The organism is Pedobacter sp. (assembly GCF_045627485.1).
GTDB lineage: Bacteria > Bacteroidota > Bacteroidia > Sphingobacteriales > Sphingobacteriaceae > Pedobacter.
The window spans coordinates 17,459-33,256 of sequence record NZ_JAZQNU010000009.1; the positions used below are offsets into that span (position 1 = coordinate 17,459).

Annotated in this window: 16 protein-coding genes and 1 tRNA gene; 10 read left to right on the forward strand and 7 right to left on the reverse strand. The window is 40.9% G+C overall.

What is annotated here, in order from left to right:
- Window positions 1-13 precede the first annotated feature (13 nt).
- Window positions 14-871, reverse strand: coding sequence for an MOSC domain-containing protein (locus ACR2F3_RS00475; RefSeq protein ID WP_432708019.1), 858 nt, complete (start codon window positions 869-871; stop codon window positions 14-16).
- Window positions 872-1,153: 282 nt separating this feature from the next.
- Here ACR2F3_RS00475 and ACR2F3_RS00480 point away from each other — a divergent pair, with 282 nt between their 5' ends.
- On the forward strand, window positions 1,154-1,381 hold the full coding sequence (locus tag ACR2F3_RS00480) for a hypothetical protein (RefSeq protein ID WP_432708020.1): 228 nt from the start codon (window positions 1,154-1,156) through the stop codon (window positions 1,379-1,381).
- A 249-nt stretch (window positions 1,382-1,630) separates the two neighbouring features.
- Window positions 1,631-2,587 (forward strand): SphA family protein, encoded by a 957-nt coding sequence (locus ACR2F3_RS00485; RefSeq protein WP_432708021.1) that lies wholly within the window; start codon window positions 1,631-1,633, stop codon window positions 2,585-2,587.
- A gap of 302 nt (window positions 2,588-2,889) precedes the next feature.
- Here ACR2F3_RS00485 and ACR2F3_RS00490 read toward each other — a convergent pair.
- The 3 genes from ACR2F3_RS00490 to ACR2F3_RS00500 all read right to left on the reverse strand — a co-directional run bounded on the left by ACR2F3_RS00490 (window position 2,890) and on the right by ACR2F3_RS00500 (window position 5,008).
- Window positions 2,890-2,977, reverse strand: a tRNA-Ser gene (locus tag ACR2F3_RS00490).
- Window positions 2,978-3,024: 47 nt separating this feature from the next.
- Window positions 3,025-4,455, reverse strand: coding sequence for a pyruvate kinase (gene pyk, locus ACR2F3_RS00495; protein WP_432708022.1), 1,431 nt, complete (start codon window positions 4,453-4,455; stop codon window positions 3,025-3,027).
- A gap of 133 nt (window positions 4,456-4,588) precedes the next feature.
- The gene (locus ACR2F3_RS00500; RefSeq protein ID WP_432708023.1) at window positions 4,589-5,008 is read right to left on the reverse strand and encodes an IPExxxVDY family protein; all 420 of its coding nucleotides are present in this window, start codon (window positions 5,006-5,008) and stop codon (window positions 4,589-4,591) included.
- 158 nt (window positions 5,009-5,166) lie between these two features.
- On the opposite strand from ACR2F3_RS00500, the gene ACR2F3_RS00505 reads away from it, so the two are divergent.
- Genes ACR2F3_RS00505 through rnc form a run of 3 tightly spaced genes read left to right on the forward strand, consistent with a single transcriptional unit; the run spans window position 5,167 to window position 7,436 of the window.
- Complete coding sequence (locus tag ACR2F3_RS00505) at window positions 5,167-5,403, forward strand: acyl carrier protein (RefSeq protein WP_031266521.1); 237 nt, start codon at window positions 5,167-5,169, stop codon at window positions 5,401-5,403.
- A gap of 28 nt (window positions 5,404-5,431) precedes the next feature.
- Window positions 5,432-6,685 (forward strand): beta-ketoacyl-ACP synthase II, encoded by a 1,254-nt coding sequence (gene fabF, locus ACR2F3_RS00510; protein WP_432708024.1) that lies wholly within the window; start codon window positions 5,432-5,434, stop codon window positions 6,683-6,685.
- A gap of 22 nt (window positions 6,686-6,707) precedes the next feature.
- Window positions 6,708-7,436, forward strand: coding sequence for a ribonuclease III (gene rnc / locus ACR2F3_RS00515; protein ID WP_432708025.1), 729 nt, complete (start codon window positions 6,708-6,710; stop codon window positions 7,434-7,436).
- A 5-nt stretch (window positions 7,437-7,441) separates the two neighbouring features.
- On the opposite strand, the gene ACR2F3_RS00520 is transcribed toward rnc, so the two are convergent.
- On the reverse strand, window positions 7,442-8,149 hold the full coding sequence (locus ACR2F3_RS00520; protein WP_432708026.1) for a hypothetical protein: 708 nt from the start codon (window positions 8,147-8,149) through the stop codon (window positions 7,442-7,444).
- Window positions 8,150-8,285: 136 nt separating this feature from the next.
- Here ACR2F3_RS00520 and ACR2F3_RS00525 point away from each other — a divergent pair, with 136 nt between their 5' ends.
- From ACR2F3_RS00525 to nadD, 3 genes are read left to right on the forward strand one after another with little or no spacing between them, the layout of a single operon-like run.
- Window positions 8,286-9,149 carry a YicC/YloC family endoribonuclease gene (locus tag ACR2F3_RS00525; protein WP_432708032.1) on the forward strand — a complete coding sequence of 288 codons (864 nt, stop codon included), beginning with the start codon at window positions 8,286-8,288 and terminating at the stop codon, window positions 9,147-9,149.
- Between the two features lie 16 nt (window positions 9,150-9,165).
- The gene (gene gmk / locus ACR2F3_RS00530; RefSeq protein WP_432708033.1) at window positions 9,166-9,738 is read left to right on the forward strand and encodes a guanylate kinase; all 573 of its coding nucleotides are present in this window, start codon (window positions 9,166-9,168) and stop codon (window positions 9,736-9,738) included.
- 15 nt (window positions 9,739-9,753) lie between these two features.
- The gene (gene nadD, locus ACR2F3_RS00535) at window positions 9,754-10,326 is read left to right on the forward strand and encodes a nicotinate (nicotinamide) nucleotide adenylyltransferase (RefSeq protein WP_432708027.1); all 573 of its coding nucleotides are present in this window, start codon (window positions 9,754-9,756) and stop codon (window positions 10,324-10,326) included.
- 4 nt (window positions 10,327-10,330) lie between these two features.
- Here the strand turns inward: nadD and ACR2F3_RS00540 are convergent, their stop codons facing one another.
- Complete coding sequence (locus tag ACR2F3_RS00540; protein WP_432708028.1) at window positions 10,331-11,044, reverse strand: SAM-dependent methyltransferase; 714 nt, start codon at window positions 11,042-11,044, stop codon at window positions 10,331-10,333.
- A 299-nt stretch (window positions 11,045-11,343) separates the two neighbouring features.
- On the opposite strand from ACR2F3_RS00540, the gene ACR2F3_RS00545 reads away from it, so the two are divergent.
- Complete coding sequence (locus ACR2F3_RS00545; RefSeq protein WP_432708029.1) at window positions 11,344-12,639, forward strand: DUF6600 domain-containing protein; 1,296 nt, start codon at window positions 11,344-11,346, stop codon at window positions 12,637-12,639.
- 102 nt (window positions 12,640-12,741) lie between these two features.
- Window positions 12,742-14,322: a peptide chain release factor 3 gene (locus ACR2F3_RS00550; RefSeq protein WP_432708030.1), complete on the forward strand. Its 1,581-nt coding sequence runs from the start codon at window positions 12,742-12,744 to the stop codon at window positions 14,320-14,322.
- Window positions 14,323-14,545: 223 nt separating this feature from the next.
- Here ACR2F3_RS00550 and ACR2F3_RS00555 read toward each other — a convergent pair whose 3' ends face one another.
- Entirely contained in the window at window positions 14,546-15,493 is a 948-nt protein-coding gene (locus ACR2F3_RS00555) for a formylglycine-generating enzyme family protein (RefSeq protein ID WP_432708031.1), read from the reverse strand.
- Window positions 15,494-15,798: the final 305 nt, after the last annotated feature.

A 15,798-nucleotide genomic window follows, 5' to 3' on the forward strand; every position in this document is an offset into this window, starting at 1 on the left:
TAAAATTTCATGCTTAAGACCTTCCGGGAAAGAAATCGTTACAGGGCGCTTGTATTTTCGGTTTGTATGACGCGACTTTTAATAGGTCACCAACACGGATAATTCCTGAACCTTCATGAACCAGGTTCTGGCCAAATAAGATCTTATTACCAAAGTTTCGGTAACCGGCTAAGGTTCGCAGTGGTTCCTGTCCTCTAACACCTGTTTGCTGGTTTACGGTGGTGAGTACGCATCGTGCACATGGCTTTACAGCCGAAAACAAGATATCACCTAAATAGAAAGTACTAAAAGTGTCTTCAATGTGAGGGGTTCCTCCTGTAAAGACGAAATTAGGCCGGAAGCGATCCATCAGGATGGGCTCTTCTAACTTTAAATTTAATCCATCTAAGGAAGCCTGACTGATGATCAGGCATGGATAAGCGTCAGCGAAGCTAACAACTTCGGCGTTCGAAGCATAACGCTGATCTACGGCCCGTCTTTCTGCTAAAGGCATTACAACCAGTCTGACTTTCATTTTCATGAATGCTGAAAACCATTCACTTACCAAGCTGCTTACTTCCAATCCATGGGAAATGTCGTCCCAGATCTGCACAGTAATGTTTTCTCCTGTATGCTCGTCGAGGAAGAAAGAGATGGTTTGACTAACAACAATTTTATGTGAGACCGTTAATTTTCCGTTGCCAATGCTTACTTGAAGTAGGGAGAGTTCGAAGTGGTTCCTTTGGGTGATGAAAATACCTTCCTCGTCAATCAACATCCACCTTCTATCATATTGAAGTCCTTTATTTTCTATTAGAGCTTCTTTAAGACTAATGCCGCCTAGAGACTTAATGGGATAGATGTTTATTTCTGAGAGGTTGTACATACTCATAGGCTAAAGATAAAGAACCGTAGTTAATTCTTACCTAAGAAAACAAATAAACTCCAATCCAATTAAAATATTTCTTAAGTAAAAGTGAAAGCCAAATTACCTGTTCGCCGGAAGCCCCGATGCGGCACAACGGGCGGCCATGATCTACTCCTTCTTCGCCAACTGCAAGAAACACGAAGTCCTAAAAACAACAAATTTATTGACACAATTCAAGATACCCACTGTTGATACATTAGGTTGAATATCAATAATTTATGTGATATCAATTCTAATTAAAAAGTTATGAAAAAGTTCACATTAATAATTGGGTTGATATTATTCTTAATACAACCTTTAATTGCACAAGATTTTTTGAATTCCAATGATTCTGGCCCCACCAAAATGGGATGGATGAAAGGGTTTCCACCTCCGAAAGACCATACCGTTTCTGCAGCAGATGGTAGTTACTTTGATTTCCTGCATCACATTACAGCGTTTGTCATAAGAGAAAGTTACTCCCCATCACTGTAGTTCAATCGGTAGACGGAAAACAGATAATTCCATCAAACTTGTAAAAGAGTTCAGTGCAGACGGTAGCCGAAAAACATTTGAAAAAGCGGGCTACACTAACTTGAAGAATTGGAGCTACACGCATGTGGTGGTTATTGTACGGTTTGCATCGCACCCCTTAGCTGCAAATCAAGCAAACGATCCATATTCGCTACCTGCTTATAAAACTTTAGCGAATTATTTTCTCAGTAAAAATAAAAAAACGAAATCATGAAAAGGTTTATTGTAATGCTGGTATCCCTGTTTTTCTACTTGGGTGCTTTTTCACAGGGCCATTACTCAGGTTCCTCTTTTAATCCAGGAGATTTTTTTGCACCGCATGAAGGATGGATCATTCCTGTCTGGTATGGATTCGCCAACCAGAACTACCATAACGCGTCTGGAAATAGATCTGACCAAATAATTAATCCGTCAAATGGAAATCCAACTGCACTTCATATTAAGCAAAACGTAAAAACAAATTCCTTTATATTGATGGCGATTTATGGAGGAAAAGGCAAGATTTTGGGCGCAAATTGGGGAATGATGATCATTCCCACACTAAATAGCCCAACAGCGGACATTGCTTTGGATTATTATACAAGTCAAACGGGCCCTGGAAATTATGTCTTCACGAACAAAAGTTTAGGTATTGGTGACATGTATATACAGCCTATCTGGCTATCCTGGACAAAAGAGAAATTAAGTTACGCTTTTAACTATGGCGTGTGGACTCCAACAGGACGGTATAAGCCTCACGATCTGGACAATGGAGGTCATGGTTATTGGTCGCATAACCTAAGGGTGGCTGCAAGATTAAAGCCAACCCCTAAATTTAGTGTTTCTTTGGCCACAACATTGGAGCTTAACCAATGGCAGAAAGACACCGATTTTAAAGAAGGCGCGCATTTGACCATCGATTTGGGCGGTTCACATGTATTGAATAAAAAAGGGGATGAGGTGGGCCTTTTCGCCCATTATACCAAGCAGGTAAGTGATGATAAAGGCCAAGAGGTCATATTAATAGTTGATCGTGTTGCTGGCGTAGGCGGTTTTTACTCTTATTGGATTAAACCCATGAGAATTGGACTAATGGGAAGAATTACACAGAATTTTTCTGCTAAAAATAGATTTGCAGGTACAGCCGTTCAAGTGGGCGTGAATTTTTTGATTCCCACACATCATTAATCAGATCTAAGAGTGAATACCACGATCCTTTAGGTTTTTATGTTTGATAGACGTGATATTTTGCAGGGTATGCTTTAGCCACTTTAAGGTTTAACTTCTTGCTTTTTGCTGATAGCAAAGAAAAAATAAAGAGCCGATCATATAACGGTTCTAATTTTTCCAGCGCTTGTTTGGTCAGCCTTCGAGGGTTGATGATGGGATTTGTATGTTCTCTCGGGAGACGGTCTGATTCTGTCCCCCACCCTCCTTAAAACAACAAAGCCCACTGATAAATCAGCGGGCTTTGTTGTATATTTCAACTGCGGAGAGAGAGGGATTCGAACCCTCGATACCCTTTTGAGGTATACACACTTTCCAGGCGTGCTCCTTCAACCACTCGGACACCTCTCCTTTTTCAGGATTGCAAAAATATAAAAATTTTTGAATCCTGAACTATACTAATCGATCACTGTGATTTTAACCATATTGGTTTTTCCTTTGCGCTCCATTGGAATCGCAGCAGTATTGATCACGATATCACCTTTTTTGATCAACTTCATGTCTTTCAACAAGCTGTTTACATCAAGGATCGTCTCATCCGTACTTTCGAATTTATCGTAATAAAAGCCTTGTACACCCCAAACTAAACTTAGTGTATTCAACAAGTTAAGGTTGCTTGTAAAAATGTAAGTTAAGGCCTTTGGGCGGTGACTAGAAATTTCAAAAGCAGTATAACCACTAAGGGTCATAGACACAATACCTACAGCATTGGTTTGCTTAGATAAGTTAGCCGCTGTATCACAGATGGCATCGCTTAAAAAGCTTTCCTCACTCGATCTAAGAAACTTTTGCGGATGGAACGGGTAGTTATTGGTTTCAATGTTTTGAATAATCTTCTGCATGGTTTCAATAACGATTAATGGAAACTCTCCAACAGAAGTCTCTCCACTTAACATCACTGCATCTGCACCATCCAATACCGAGTTCGCCACGTCATTAACTTCCGCACGTGTTGGTCTTGGCGTAGTGATCATGCTTTCCAGCATTTGTGTAGCAATGATAACCGGTTTTGAAGCCGCTCTACATTTATTCACAATCATTTTCTGCAACAAAGGAACTTCTTCCATTGGCATTTCAACACCAAGGTCACCACGGGCAACCATAATTCCGTCAGAAACGGCAATGATCTCGTCTATATTGGCAATAGCTTCAGGTTTTTCGATCTTCGCGATTACCCTTGCTGTTTTACCTCTTTGTTTGATAATCTCTTTTAATTCAACGATGTCAGCAGCGTTACGAACGAACGAAAGTCCGATCCACTCTACATCATTTTTAAGTACAAACTCCAGGTTATCTCTGTCTTCAGGAGTTAATGAAGGAATAGAAACCTTAGTGTTTGGCAAATTAACCCCTTTTCTCGACGTCAGGATACCACCATGTACAACTTCACAAATTACTTCGTCGTTGTAATTGGTTTCCAGTACACGCATTTGCAACTTTCCGTCATCCAAAAGGATCACTTCACCTGCTTTAACGTCTTTAGGGAATGTAGTATAAGTGATATAAATACGCTCTTCATTACCGATACATTCATTTGTCGTAATAATGGTTCTGGCACCATTTACCAGGTGAATTCCGCCATCTTGTACCATACCGATACGGATTTTAGGGCCTTGTAAATCGGCTAGAATTCCTACGTTATAATGGTGTTTTTTATTAATCTCACGTATGGTGTCTAAGGTTTCCTGGTGATCAGCTTGTGAACCGTGGGAGAAGTTTAGTCTGCAGACATCTAATCCTGCATTAAACATACTAAATAAGACTTCTGGTTTGGCTGATGCCGGACCCAACGTGGCAACTATCTTCGTTCTTGAATGAAAAGGTTTCATTTATTTTTGCAATTAGTTATAACTAACCGGTAATGAAGCCACTAGATAATATCCAGCGACATATGGCTAATTTGTTATTAAAATATATTATAAAATCAAATATAGTGTATTTAATACACCTAAAATGTAAAAATTACAATATCAAATTTTCTTTTGACTTCAGTTTATAGGGATCAATTTTTGCAGCCACCTGAATATCAGGCAATTTGTTCAAGCCTGTAAGCAAGTAATTTAAATCTTCCTGGTGCAGGTATTGCCTAATCACCATAAAATAATCCACTTTATCGAGTTCTGGAATTAAAAATCCTTCCCGATTGCGGTTATTCACAATAAAATATTCAATTTCGCCCTCTTCAACAAAATAATAATACTTCGAAAAGGCAAGGGCTGGTTCATCAATATTGAAAAAAACTTCATGATCATCCACCTTTTCCAAATTTAAATGGAGTGCTGTATTTATCTTGTGGCAAAGCACATAATCCTTTAAGGGTGCGGTGATTGCAAGCAGGATAAAATCAAGATCCAGGGAGAGTTTGAGGTAAGTTTTATTCAAAACAGTTGCTTTATTTTAAGATGCGAAATTATAAAAGTAATTTTACTTTACTGTTTGAAATAAAAACATTAAAATTGATAGTAAAATAAAAACATTTGAAATGTGTTAGTTTTTATTTTTCTTTGCACTGAATTATTTAACCATTAAATTATAACATTATGTCTGATATTGCTTCAAGAGTTAAGGCTATTATCGTTGAAAAATTAGGTGTGGATGAGAGCGAGGTTACCCCGGAAGCTTCCTTCACGAACGACTTGGGTGCGGATTCTTTGGATACTGTGGAACTTATCATGGAATTCGAAAAAGAATTCAATGTAGCAATTCCTGATGATCAAGCTGAAACCATTGGTACAGTTGGTCAAGCAGTTGCTTATCTAGAGAAAAACGTAAAGTAAACATACGGTCTCCGTATAATCCGTATAAATGGAATTAAGAAGAGTAGTAGTTACAGGTTTAGGTGCGCTCACTCCAATAGGCAATACTGTTCCAGAATTCTGGGACAGTTTGTTAAATGGGGTGAGCGGCGCTGCGCCTATTACAAGTTTTGACGTCGAAAAGTTCAAAACAAAATTTGCATGTGAACTGAAGAACTTCAACCCTGAAGACTTCATGGATAGAAAAGAAGCACGCAAATTAGATCAGTTTGTTCAATATGCAATCGCCTCAACAGCTGAAGCGGTACAAGATGGCCAATTCGATTTTACCCAATTAGACACCAACCGTGTTGGTGTGATCTGGGGATCTGGAATTGGTGGCATAAAGACCTTTATGGAAGAAATGAGGAACTTTTTCTCTGGTGATGGTACACCAAGATTCAATCCTTTCTTCATTCCTAAATTGATTATTGATATCGTTTCAGGACATATCTCCATCAAATACGGACTTAGAGGTCCTAATTTTGCTACCGTATCTGCCTGTGCTTCTTCAACGAATGCCATGATTGATTCTTATAATTATATTCGCCTTAACATGGCCGATGTAATTATCAGTGGTGGATCTGAAGCAATTATCAATGAAGCTGGTATTGGCGGTTTTAATGCAATGCACGCCTTATCTACACGTAATGATGATCCGGCTACCGCTTCCAGACCTTTCGATAAAGATCGTGACGGTTTTGTTGCAGGCGAAGGCTCTGGTACCATCATTTTCGAAGAGTTGGAGCATGCTAAAAAGCGTGGTGCTAAAATTTATGCAGAAATTGTTGGTGGCGGAATGAGCGCAGATGCCAATCACATTACAGCTCCCCATCCTCAGGGTTTAGGAGCAAGAATGGTGATGTCAAATGCCTTGAAAGATGCACAAATGACCACTGCTGATATTGATTATATCAATGTTCACGGTACGTCGACACCACTTGGTGACTTTTCAGAAACACAAGCAATTGTAGACCTTTTCGGTGAAGATGCTTATAAACTGAATATCAGTTCAACAAAATCAATGACAGGTCACTTATTAGGTGCTGCGGGCGTTGTTGAAGGTATTGCGGCCATCCTGGCAGTAAGAAATGATATCGTTCCTCCAACAATAAATCACTTTACAGATGACCCTCAGTTAGATTCTAAACTGAACTTTACCTTTAATAAAGCTGAAAAACGCACCATTCGTGCTGCGTTAAGCAATACTTTTGGGTTTGGTGGGCATAATGCATCTGTAATTTTTAAAAAATACGAGGAATAGAAGTAGTGATTTTTACTAATTAATGCCATTATTAAATTTCTATAAACTCCACTTATCTCGTGATAGGGAGTTTATTAAAAAGCTGAAAAACATTTTAGGCTTTGTGCCTGGTAATGCCGTTTTATATAAAATGGCATTCAGGCACCGGTCTGTAGCGAAAGTTTTAAAGAATGGCAGTAAGAGCAGCAATGAACGCCTTGAATTTTTAGGCGATGCTATTCTAGGGGCTGTTATTGCCGAACTGCTCTTTAAGGCTTACCCTTATAAAGAAGAGGGCTTCCTAACAGAAATGCGCTCTAAAATCGTGAACAGGGTAAACTTAAACCAGCTTGCCCGGAAGATGGGATTTGACCAGCTTCTGGTTTTTGACCAAAAAATGGTCAATGTATCCACCAAAAATCACTCGATGCTTGGCGATGCCTTTGAGGCCCTTGTAGGTGCCGTCTATTTAGACAAAGGCTATAACTTCACCAAAGATTTCCTGCTTAAACGTATTGTTAAGCCATATATCGACGTACACACCTTAGAGCTTACAGAAACCAACTTTAAAAGCAAGTTGATCGAATGGTGCCAGCGTCATGGAAAAGACGTTACATTCGACCTGGTGTCGAACGTTGAAGGTGATAGCCCTAAACTTTTTACCATCCAGGCAGTTATAGACGGCGAAAGTTATGGTATAGGAAGAGACTACAACAAGAAAAACGCGGAAAAACAGGCGGCAGAGAAAACCTGCGAGGCACTTTCTCTATAATACGTTTACTTATTAAGCGTGTCTTTATATTTTTTATAGCATTCCCTGATGTATTTCAGTGCATCGTATTCCGACCAGTTTTTTGCGGTTTCATACTCCGGCCTGTAATTTAACATAAAGTCCTCCAGCTCTTTACCGCTTAGGTCGGTATGTTGTTTAATCAACGATTCATTGAAATAACCGTCTATTTGCGTTTGCTGCAGCTCGGTATTGTAATACTTGTTAAATCTCCTTGCATTTTTAGGCGTACGGCCAAACAGTTCATATATGGCTGTTAGTGGCGTAAATATATAGGAAAGCACTGGCGGCTTGCCACCATAATAAGAGCCTTTATCCCTGAAATCCTGTTTTACTTCATTCAGTTCCTGTCTCTTACTTTTTCCGTATATGTTTACTTCAGCTAGTGTTGTTCCACGATCTAAGTAAATAACCACATCCTTTACAGACGGAATAACATGCTGTGCATCTGCATAACTTTGTTTGTAAACCAACAGCGTATCGCCTGGATGGGCATTGATCTGGAATAAACCAAAATCATCACTTCTTACCGTCACCTTATTTTTTTTATTATAAATCTCCGCGGCGGCAACACGGCTCTGCGTGCCCTTTTCCATGATTACGCCTCTGATAATACCTGTTTCCTGTGCTGCAGAACTAAAAACAGCGCTAGTAAACACTAAAAAAAAGATAATACAGGTGAGTTTCACGTTCATATTTAAAAGATATAACCACAAAAATAGGCATTGTTATTCAGGGAATATGTTAAAAAATCTTAAATCTAACAAAGGAATAACACGCATACTTTCAACGATTAAACAATAAATTATATCTTTGCACATGATAAAATCAATGACAGGTTACGGCCTGGCCTCTACCGATCATGAAAATGTTAAATTTTCTGTAGAGATCAAATCTTTAAACAGTAAGTTTTTAGAACTCAGCTTAAAGCTTCCCAAAGCTTATAATGAGAAGGAATTATTTTTACGTAACCTTTGCAGCAAGGACATTGAAAGAGGTAAAGTTAACGTGTCTATTAATGTTGAACGTACCGATGAGCAATTAAAAGGTGCCCAGATCAACACAGAACTCCTTACTAAATATTACAATCAATTAGCCGCCATAAACGAAACTTTAGGGGCAAATTCTACAAACTTATTACAGGCTGCCCTGGCTTTACCCGAAGTGATCAACTACACTGAAGAGGAAGGCAAAGAATCAGACTGGCCTATTCTGCAAAATACTTTCTTTAATGCACTGGCTAATTTCAACCAGTTCAGGGTAATGGAAGGCAATGTGTTAAAAGCAGATCTTGAACTTCGTATAAAAAATATCCTTGGTTTTTTTGAAAAAGTCGAAGAATTAGCGCCACTACGTATTCCCCAGGTGAAGGCACGCCTGAACCAGTTTCTGGAAGAAAACCTGGTAAAGATCAATATCGATCAGAACCGTCTGGAGCAGGAACTTATCTATTATATAGACAAGCTTGACATCACCGAGGAACGTATCCGCCTGAAAAGTCATTGCGACTATTTTATCGAGACCTTAAACGGCTCTGATACTAATGGTAAAAAGCTAGGCTTTATCTCCCAGGAAATTGGTAGAGAAATCAATACCATGGGTGCAAAAGCAAATGATGCACAGATACAGCAGCTGGTTGTTGGCATGAAGGAAGAATTGGAAAAGATTAAAGAACAACTGCTTAACGTATTGTAGCAGCATGGATACGCAAATGACACAAGGTAAATTAATTATATTCTCAGCCCCTTCCGGTGCTGGAAAAACCACCATCGTAAAACACTTATTAAAAAAATTCCCTTCCCTTAGTTTCTCCATCTCGGCCACTACGCGAGAATCGAGAGGCGACGAAATGCACGAAAAGGACTATTACTTTATTTCTAAGGAAGCGTTCCTGCACAAAGTTGCCCATCAGGAATTTGTAGAATTTGAAGAGGTCTATAACGGTACATTTTATGGCACCTTACGTTCTGAGATCCAAAGGATCTGGGATGAAGGCAAACACGTTATTTTTGATATCGATGTAGAAGGCGGTCTACGTTTAAAGCGTAAATACGAAGAAAATGCCCTGGCTATTTTTGTGCAACCTCCTTCCCTTGAAGTTTTAAAGGAGCGTTTAACAGGCCGTGGTACAGACAGCGATTCGAAATTAAGAGAACGTTTCATTAAAGCTGAAAAAGAACTGGAATATGCCGATAAGTTTGATGTTGTACTAAAAAACTATGACTTGGAAACAGCCTGTGCAGAAGCCGAAAAACTGGTTAGTGATTTCATTAATAAGCCTTAATCCTTAAATACATTCATGAAGACAGGCCTTTTTTTTGGATCATTTAATCCGGTGCACCTTGGTCACCTGGTTATCGCCAATTACATGGCAAATTATACGGCGCTTAACGAGGTTTGGTTAGTCGTATCGCCGCATAACCCTTTGAAAAACAGAAAAGGCCTGTCTAATATGTACGACCGTTTAGAGATGGCCCGTTTGGCTACCGAAAATTCAAGCAACCTCAAAGTGAGCAACATTGAATTCGGATTACCACAGCCCTCTTACACCATTGATACCCTCACCCACCTCCATGAAAAATATCCTGAACGGGAATTTGCCATTATTATGGGTGCTGACAACCTGAGCTCTTTCAAAAAATGGAAGAACTATGAGGTGATTCTTAAAAATTATGAAATTTATGTGTACCCACGGCCGGGTGTTGAAGTAGAGGAATGGAAAAACCATCCCTCTGTGATTATGACAGAAACGCCACAAATGGACATCTCTTCTACCTTTATCCGCAAAGCGATACAGCAGAAAAAAAATGTACAATATTTAGTGCCCGATTCTGTTATCGCTTTTATGGACGGTAAAAATATGTACCGCTAATCCTTTAAAATAGCCTGTATAACACAAATATACACGGTCTTTTATGTAGGTCTATCTTTTCCTGTCTCCATTGTCCAATGGACATCGTTTTTACAAATTCTGTTTCGGCAGTCAGGTCGCAGGCAATGCACAACAACGATTGTGGTGCTGCATTTTTCAATACATCATCTAACAAAGAATTATTGCGGAAAGGGGTTTCCATGAATATCTGCGTCTGTTTGTACTTTGCGGCAGTTTGCTCCAGTTCTTTAATTCGTTTACCACGCTCTACTTTGTCTATAGGCAGGTAGCCATGAAAAGTAAAACTTTGGCCGTTAAAACCAGAGGCCATTAAAGCAAGCAGAATAGAGTTTGGCCCTACCAATGGAACTACGGTTATGCCTCTTCTGTGTGCCTCTGCAACGATATCAGCACCTGGATCAGCGATACCCGGGCATCCTGCCTCACTCATCAAACCCACATCTTTTCCGGTCATCAGCTCCTTAAAATAAGGAACCAGCGAAGCGGCACGTTTATGTTTACCATAGTCGTGAATCACTAACTCACTCTGTGGGCGTTTTAATCCCGCTTCTTTTAAAAACTTACGGGCTGTTTTTTCATTTTCTACTATATAAGTATCTATTGCATTGATAGTATCCACCAGGTAAGGGGTAAAAGATTTGGCGGTTGCATGCTCTGCTAAAGGAACAGGTACTAAGTATAAGGTGCCTTTTTTCATTGATCTGTATAATTGTTTATTGGTCATGAAACTATCATAAGATGATAGACATAACCGCTATTGCATACAAAAGAAATGAATAATTATGGGGAAAGAGAAAGCGGTTTGGTTTTTTATTCAAAATTTTGTAAATTGTATCTTCGTTCAAAAGAACATTTAACTGTATATTGACTAACCAGGCAAATATAGTTAGGCATTCACCCCGCTCACTATCAATATATTTCATACATAATTAAACCATTTCCATTTTTGGAACTCCAATAGGTATAGTGATCGTCGGATAACTTAAACACACACACATGAAAAACTTGTTCAAACTACCGGTACTCGTTTTAGGACTTATACTCCTGCTAGCCGGAACCACACAGAAAGCTACTGCGCAGGATTACGATGTATCACTGCAAACATTTTACGATGAACTATCACCCTACGGAACCTGGATACAAGACCGCGAATACGGTTATGTATGGCGTCCGGATGTAGATCAACGTGATTTCAGACCTTATTACACCGATGGCCGTTGGGTAATGACCGAATATGGCAATACATGGGTATCAGATTATGACTGGGGTTGGGCACCTTTCCACTACGGAAGATGGGTAAATAACCGCTACAATGAATGGGTATGGATACCAGATACCGTTTGGGGCCCTGCATGGGTAACCTGGAGAAGCGGTGGTGGCTATTTCGGCTGGGCACCACTTGGCCCGGGCATCAACATCAACGTTAATATCGGTGGTGGTGGTTATTATGACATCCCGCATTCATGGTGGGTATTTGTGCCACAAAGGAACATCTATTACGACAGGTTCCCAAGGTACCGTGGTTATGGTAACGTTAACATATTTCAACAAACCACCATTATCAATTATGTTGGTCAACGAAACAAACACACCTACTTTACCGGTCCTCGACGTGATGACATCAGACGTGCCACAAACCGCGATGTTACCGTATACAATGTAAACCGCAGCAACCGCGCTGGAAGATCGACCATTTCGAACAATACCGTTAATATTTATAACCCACGTTCTAATAGAAATTCCGACAATAACAGTAACCGTACGCCTGCTCCAAGAACTGTAGTACCTGAAAGTACTTATAGTAATAACAGAAACGTGGTGAACCGTGACGGGAAAGCAAACACACGTAACAACGCAGAGAGCCGTTCCAGCCGTACTGCTGTAGAAAGAGGTACAACCCGCACAGAAACATCTGCTACACCACGCGCTGAACGTAGCCGTGAGCGAGTATTACAAGGTGAGCAAAGAACTATGGAGCAGCAGGGAAATGTGCCAGCGAGAACGCAACGTACACAACGTGCAGAGCAATTGCAGGGACAGGAACGTGAACGCCAGCAGCAGGCAGCTACACGAGCACAAGCAGAACGGTCACAACGTGTTCAGGAAATGCAAGCGCAGCAACAGGAACGTAGCCGCCAGCAGCAAGTTCAGCAGCAACAACAAGCGCAGGAACGAAGTCGTCAGCAACAGCAGAGTGCTCCTCGTCCTCAAGTACAACAACAAAATAATGAAAGCCGCGGAGGTGGAGAAGCATCAGGCGGAAGCCGCTCTTCCAGAAGCAACCGAGGATAGTAAAAGTATAAAACGGCGAAGCCGGCCGTAAATGGCCGGTTTTTCTTTTATATATTATATTTACCTTTGCAGCCTCATTCAAGCATACATGCTTAACTTTTTATGATTCACCCAGAAATAGAAAAACGAAAAACATTTGCCATTATAAGTCACCCCGATGCTGGTAAAACTACATTAACAGAAAAGTTCTTACTTTTTGGAGGGGCCATTAATACCGCAGGTGCGGTAAAACGGAACAAAGCTAACCAAAGCAATACTTCAGATTTTATGGAGATTGAAAAGCAACGTGGTATATCTGTTGCTACCTCCGTAATGGGCTTTGAATACAACGGGAAACGCATTAACATCTTAGATACGCCAGGTCACAAGGATTTCGCTGAAGATACTTACAGAACTTTATCAGCAGTAGATAGTGTTATTTTGGTGGTCGACTGTGTGAAAGGTGTAGAGGAACAAACCGAAAAGCTGATGGCCGTTTGCCGGATGCGTAACACTCCGGTAATCATTTTTATCAATAAAATGGACCGTGAGGGTAAGGATGCCTTTGACCTGCTTGATGAAATTGAAACTAAATTAAACATCAGCCTGTGTCCATTATCTTGGCCAATTGGTCAGGGACATACCTTTAAAGGGGTTTATAGTATCTATAACCGCCACCTTAATCTTTTTGAGCCTGATAAAACCAAGATTGCGACCAACGTCATTGAAGTAAGTGACCTGGATGATAAAAACCTCGAAAATTTCCTGAAACCACAAGAATTGGACGGCCTGAAAAGCGACCTTGAACTGGTACATGGTGTTTATGGCGACCTTGATCCAAGCATGTACACTGAAGGTTTATTAGCCCCGGTGTTTTTTGGAAGTGCTATTAACAACTTCGGGATTAAAGAACTACTGGATACCTTTATCAAAATTGCCCCAAGTCCGAGAAGCCGCGAAGCGGAACAACGTGAGGTAATGGTAGCTGAGAAAAATTTCACAGGCTTTGTATTTAAGATCCATGCCAACCTTGATCCTAAGCACCGTGACCGTATCGCCTTTTTAAGGGTATGCTCCGGTAAATTCGAACGTAACAAATTTTACTATCATACCCGTCAGGGAAAGAAACTAAAGTTTTCTAACCCCATGGACTTTATGGCCAATGAGAAAAGCATAGTTGAAGAAGCCTGGCCAGGCGATGTAGTCGGTTTATACGATAGCGGTAACTTTAAAATCGGCGATACCTTAACTGAAGGAGAACAATTGCAGTTTAAAGGCATTCCAAGCTTCTCTCCTGAGATATTTAAGGAAGTAGAGAACAGAGATCCTTTAAAAACCAAACAGCTGGAGAAAGGCATACAGCAGCTTACCGAGGAAGGCGTTGCACAGTTATTTACACAACAGCCAGGTAACCGTAAGATCGTTGGTGCTGTGGGCGAATTACAATTTGAGGTAATCGCTTTCCGATTGGAGCACGAATATGGTGCAAAAGCAAGCTTCAGAACGTTAACCTATGGCCGTTCGAATTGGGTAACCTCAAAAGACAAGACCAAACTGGAAGAATTTCTGAAACGTAAACAACAACATATTGCCAAGGATAAAGATGGCAACAATGTGTTTTTAGCAGATAATGACTTCATGATCAACATGACCATGCGTGATTATCCGGATATTGAATTCCATAAAACATCTGAGTTTAAATAAAAACAGGGGCAATTAAGACGATTAATTGCCCCTGTTCTTTTACATGCCTTCGAGTGCAGCTTCACTACTGTCCAGGGTTTCGACGGCTCAGGCTCGCTTTTCGCACGCATATCATCCAAGCATTGCCGGATGATATGCGTGCGAAAGCTGTGTCAGTTGCGTTGTTTCCACGTACATAATAGAAGCTGCATGGGAACCGCAGCGGGGTGGTAATCTAGCTTTTTTAATCCAGCACGCAGCGGAAACCAGTATGTTCTAATCCGGAATCCGGTGAAGTTTCCATTCGTGAAGTTACCCTGTACCCCTCGCAATACGAGGAATTACACAGAAATGAGCCTCCTCTGAGTACAGCTTCCGATATACCGCACCATTCCCAAACATTCCCCGCCATATCAAACAGGCCATAACCATTTGGCGCATACGACATCACCGCTGCTGCACCTATTGAATTATCCCAGTTTGTATTTTGGTACGGGAAGCTCCCCTGCCAGGTGTTTGCTTTTGGCAACCCACTTTCAACAGGCTCACTGCCCCATGGGTAGCGCGCCTCCTTTTTACCACCTCTGGCGGCAAATTCCCATTCCGCCTCTGTAGGCAGCCGCTTTCCCGCCCAGGTGGCATAAGCATTTGCATCATCCCAGGATACGTGTACAACCGGGTAGTTTTCTTTGCCGCTCAGGTTGCTTCCCGGGCCTTGCGGATGTTTCCAGTGAGCACCTTTTTTCCATGTCCACCACTGGGATGGGTCATTCAGTGGCACAGCCTTGGTAGTAGGCGTAAAGACCAGCGAAGCAGCCACAAAAATGCTATCATGTGGCTTAGGAGTACCAGCAGGCAACTGCTGTTTCAATATTTCCCAATCCGGTATTTTTTCTGCAGTGGTTACATAACCGGTGGCCTCCACAAACTGCTGAAACTGGGCATTAGTCACTTCAGTTTTATCCATCCAGAAACCTTTATCCGGGGCTGGGATCCAGGCCATGCCGGTAGTATCTGCCAGACCGCCTGAAGTAGCAACCGGGAACTGTTGCGACGCAAAACGTACCGTCGGCATGTTACCACAAGTGCGGCCTCCCCTCACATCAACCAGCACTTCTTGTGGTGTGCAGCCTGTAAAGGCAAGCACATAAAAAAAGGCGGCTACACATGCTGTATTGAAAGTTTTACTCATAAATATGCGATAGTTATAACCTGCTGTCGTAAACAATTGTTCTGGTTCATAAAGATTTATCCCTACAATCGCTATCAACTTTGTAAAATGCATAAAAACTAACAAGTCACCTGTTAAGCGACTTGTTAGCAATTTAGTAATGTTTATTGAGCACCCAAATTTGCCACCGTAGGCCAACCTGGGTTTTGGTAAATGGCCGATGTATTGATGTCACCAGCATTAGCCGTAATAATTAAATGTTGTACCGCAATTGGTTCCAGGTAATGGGCTTCGGTCCACTTATACCCATTGTAAACAAAATTGCT

Excerpts from the sequence above, each read along its gene's own strand:
- ACR2F3_RS00475 (WP_432708019.1), bottom strand. The coding sequence starts at position 871 with ATGAGTATGTACAACCTCTCAGAAATAAACATCTATCCCATTAAGTCT.
- ACR2F3_RS00480 (WP_432708020.1), top strand. The coding sequence starts at position 1,154 with ATGAAAAAGTTCACATTAATAATTGGGTTGATATTATTCTTAATACAA.
- ACR2F3_RS00485 (WP_432708021.1), top strand. The coding sequence starts at position 1,631 with ATGAAAAGGTTTATTGTAATGCTGGTATCCCTGTTTTTCTACTTGGGT.
- pyk (WP_432708022.1), bottom strand. The coding sequence starts at position 4,455 with ATGAAACCTTTTCATTCAAGAACGAAGATAGTTGCCACGTTGGGTCCG.
- ACR2F3_RS00505 (WP_031266521.1), top strand. The coding sequence starts at position 5,167 with ATGTCTGATATTGCTTCAAGAGTTAAGGCTATTATCGTTGAAAAATTA.
- fabF (WP_432708024.1), top strand. The coding sequence starts at position 5,432 with ATGGAATTAAGAAGAGTAGTAGTTACAGGTTTAGGTGCGCTCACTCCA.
- rnc (WP_432708025.1), top strand. The coding sequence starts at position 6,708 with ATGCCATTATTAAATTTCTATAAACTCCACTTATCTCGTGATAGGGAG.
- ACR2F3_RS00520 (WP_432708026.1), bottom strand. The coding sequence starts at position 8,149 with ATGAACGTGAAACTCACCTGTATTATCTTTTTTTTAGTGTTTACTAGC.
- ACR2F3_RS00525 (WP_432708032.1), top strand. The coding sequence starts at position 8,286 with ATGACAGGTTACGGCCTGGCCTCTACCGATCATGAAAATGTTAAATTT.
- gmk (WP_432708033.1), top strand. The coding sequence starts at position 9,166 with ATGACACAAGGTAAATTAATTATATTCTCAGCCCCTTCCGGTGCTGGA.
- nadD (WP_432708027.1), top strand. The coding sequence starts at position 9,754 with ATGAAGACAGGCCTTTTTTTTGGATCATTTAATCCGGTGCACCTTGGT.
- ACR2F3_RS00540 (WP_432708028.1), bottom strand. The coding sequence starts at position 11,044 with ATGAAAAAAGGCACCTTATACTTAGTACCTGTTCCTTTAGCAGAGCAT.
- ACR2F3_RS00545 (WP_432708029.1), top strand. The coding sequence starts at position 11,344 with ATGAAAAACTTGTTCAAACTACCGGTACTCGTTTTAGGACTTATACTC.
- ACR2F3_RS00550 (WP_432708030.1), top strand. The coding sequence starts at position 12,742 with ATGATTCACCCAGAAATAGAAAAACGAAAAACATTTGCCATTATAAGT.
- ACR2F3_RS00555 (WP_432708031.1), bottom strand. The coding sequence starts at position 15,493 with ATGAGTAAAACTTTCAATACAGCATGTGTAGCCGCCTTTTTTTATGTG.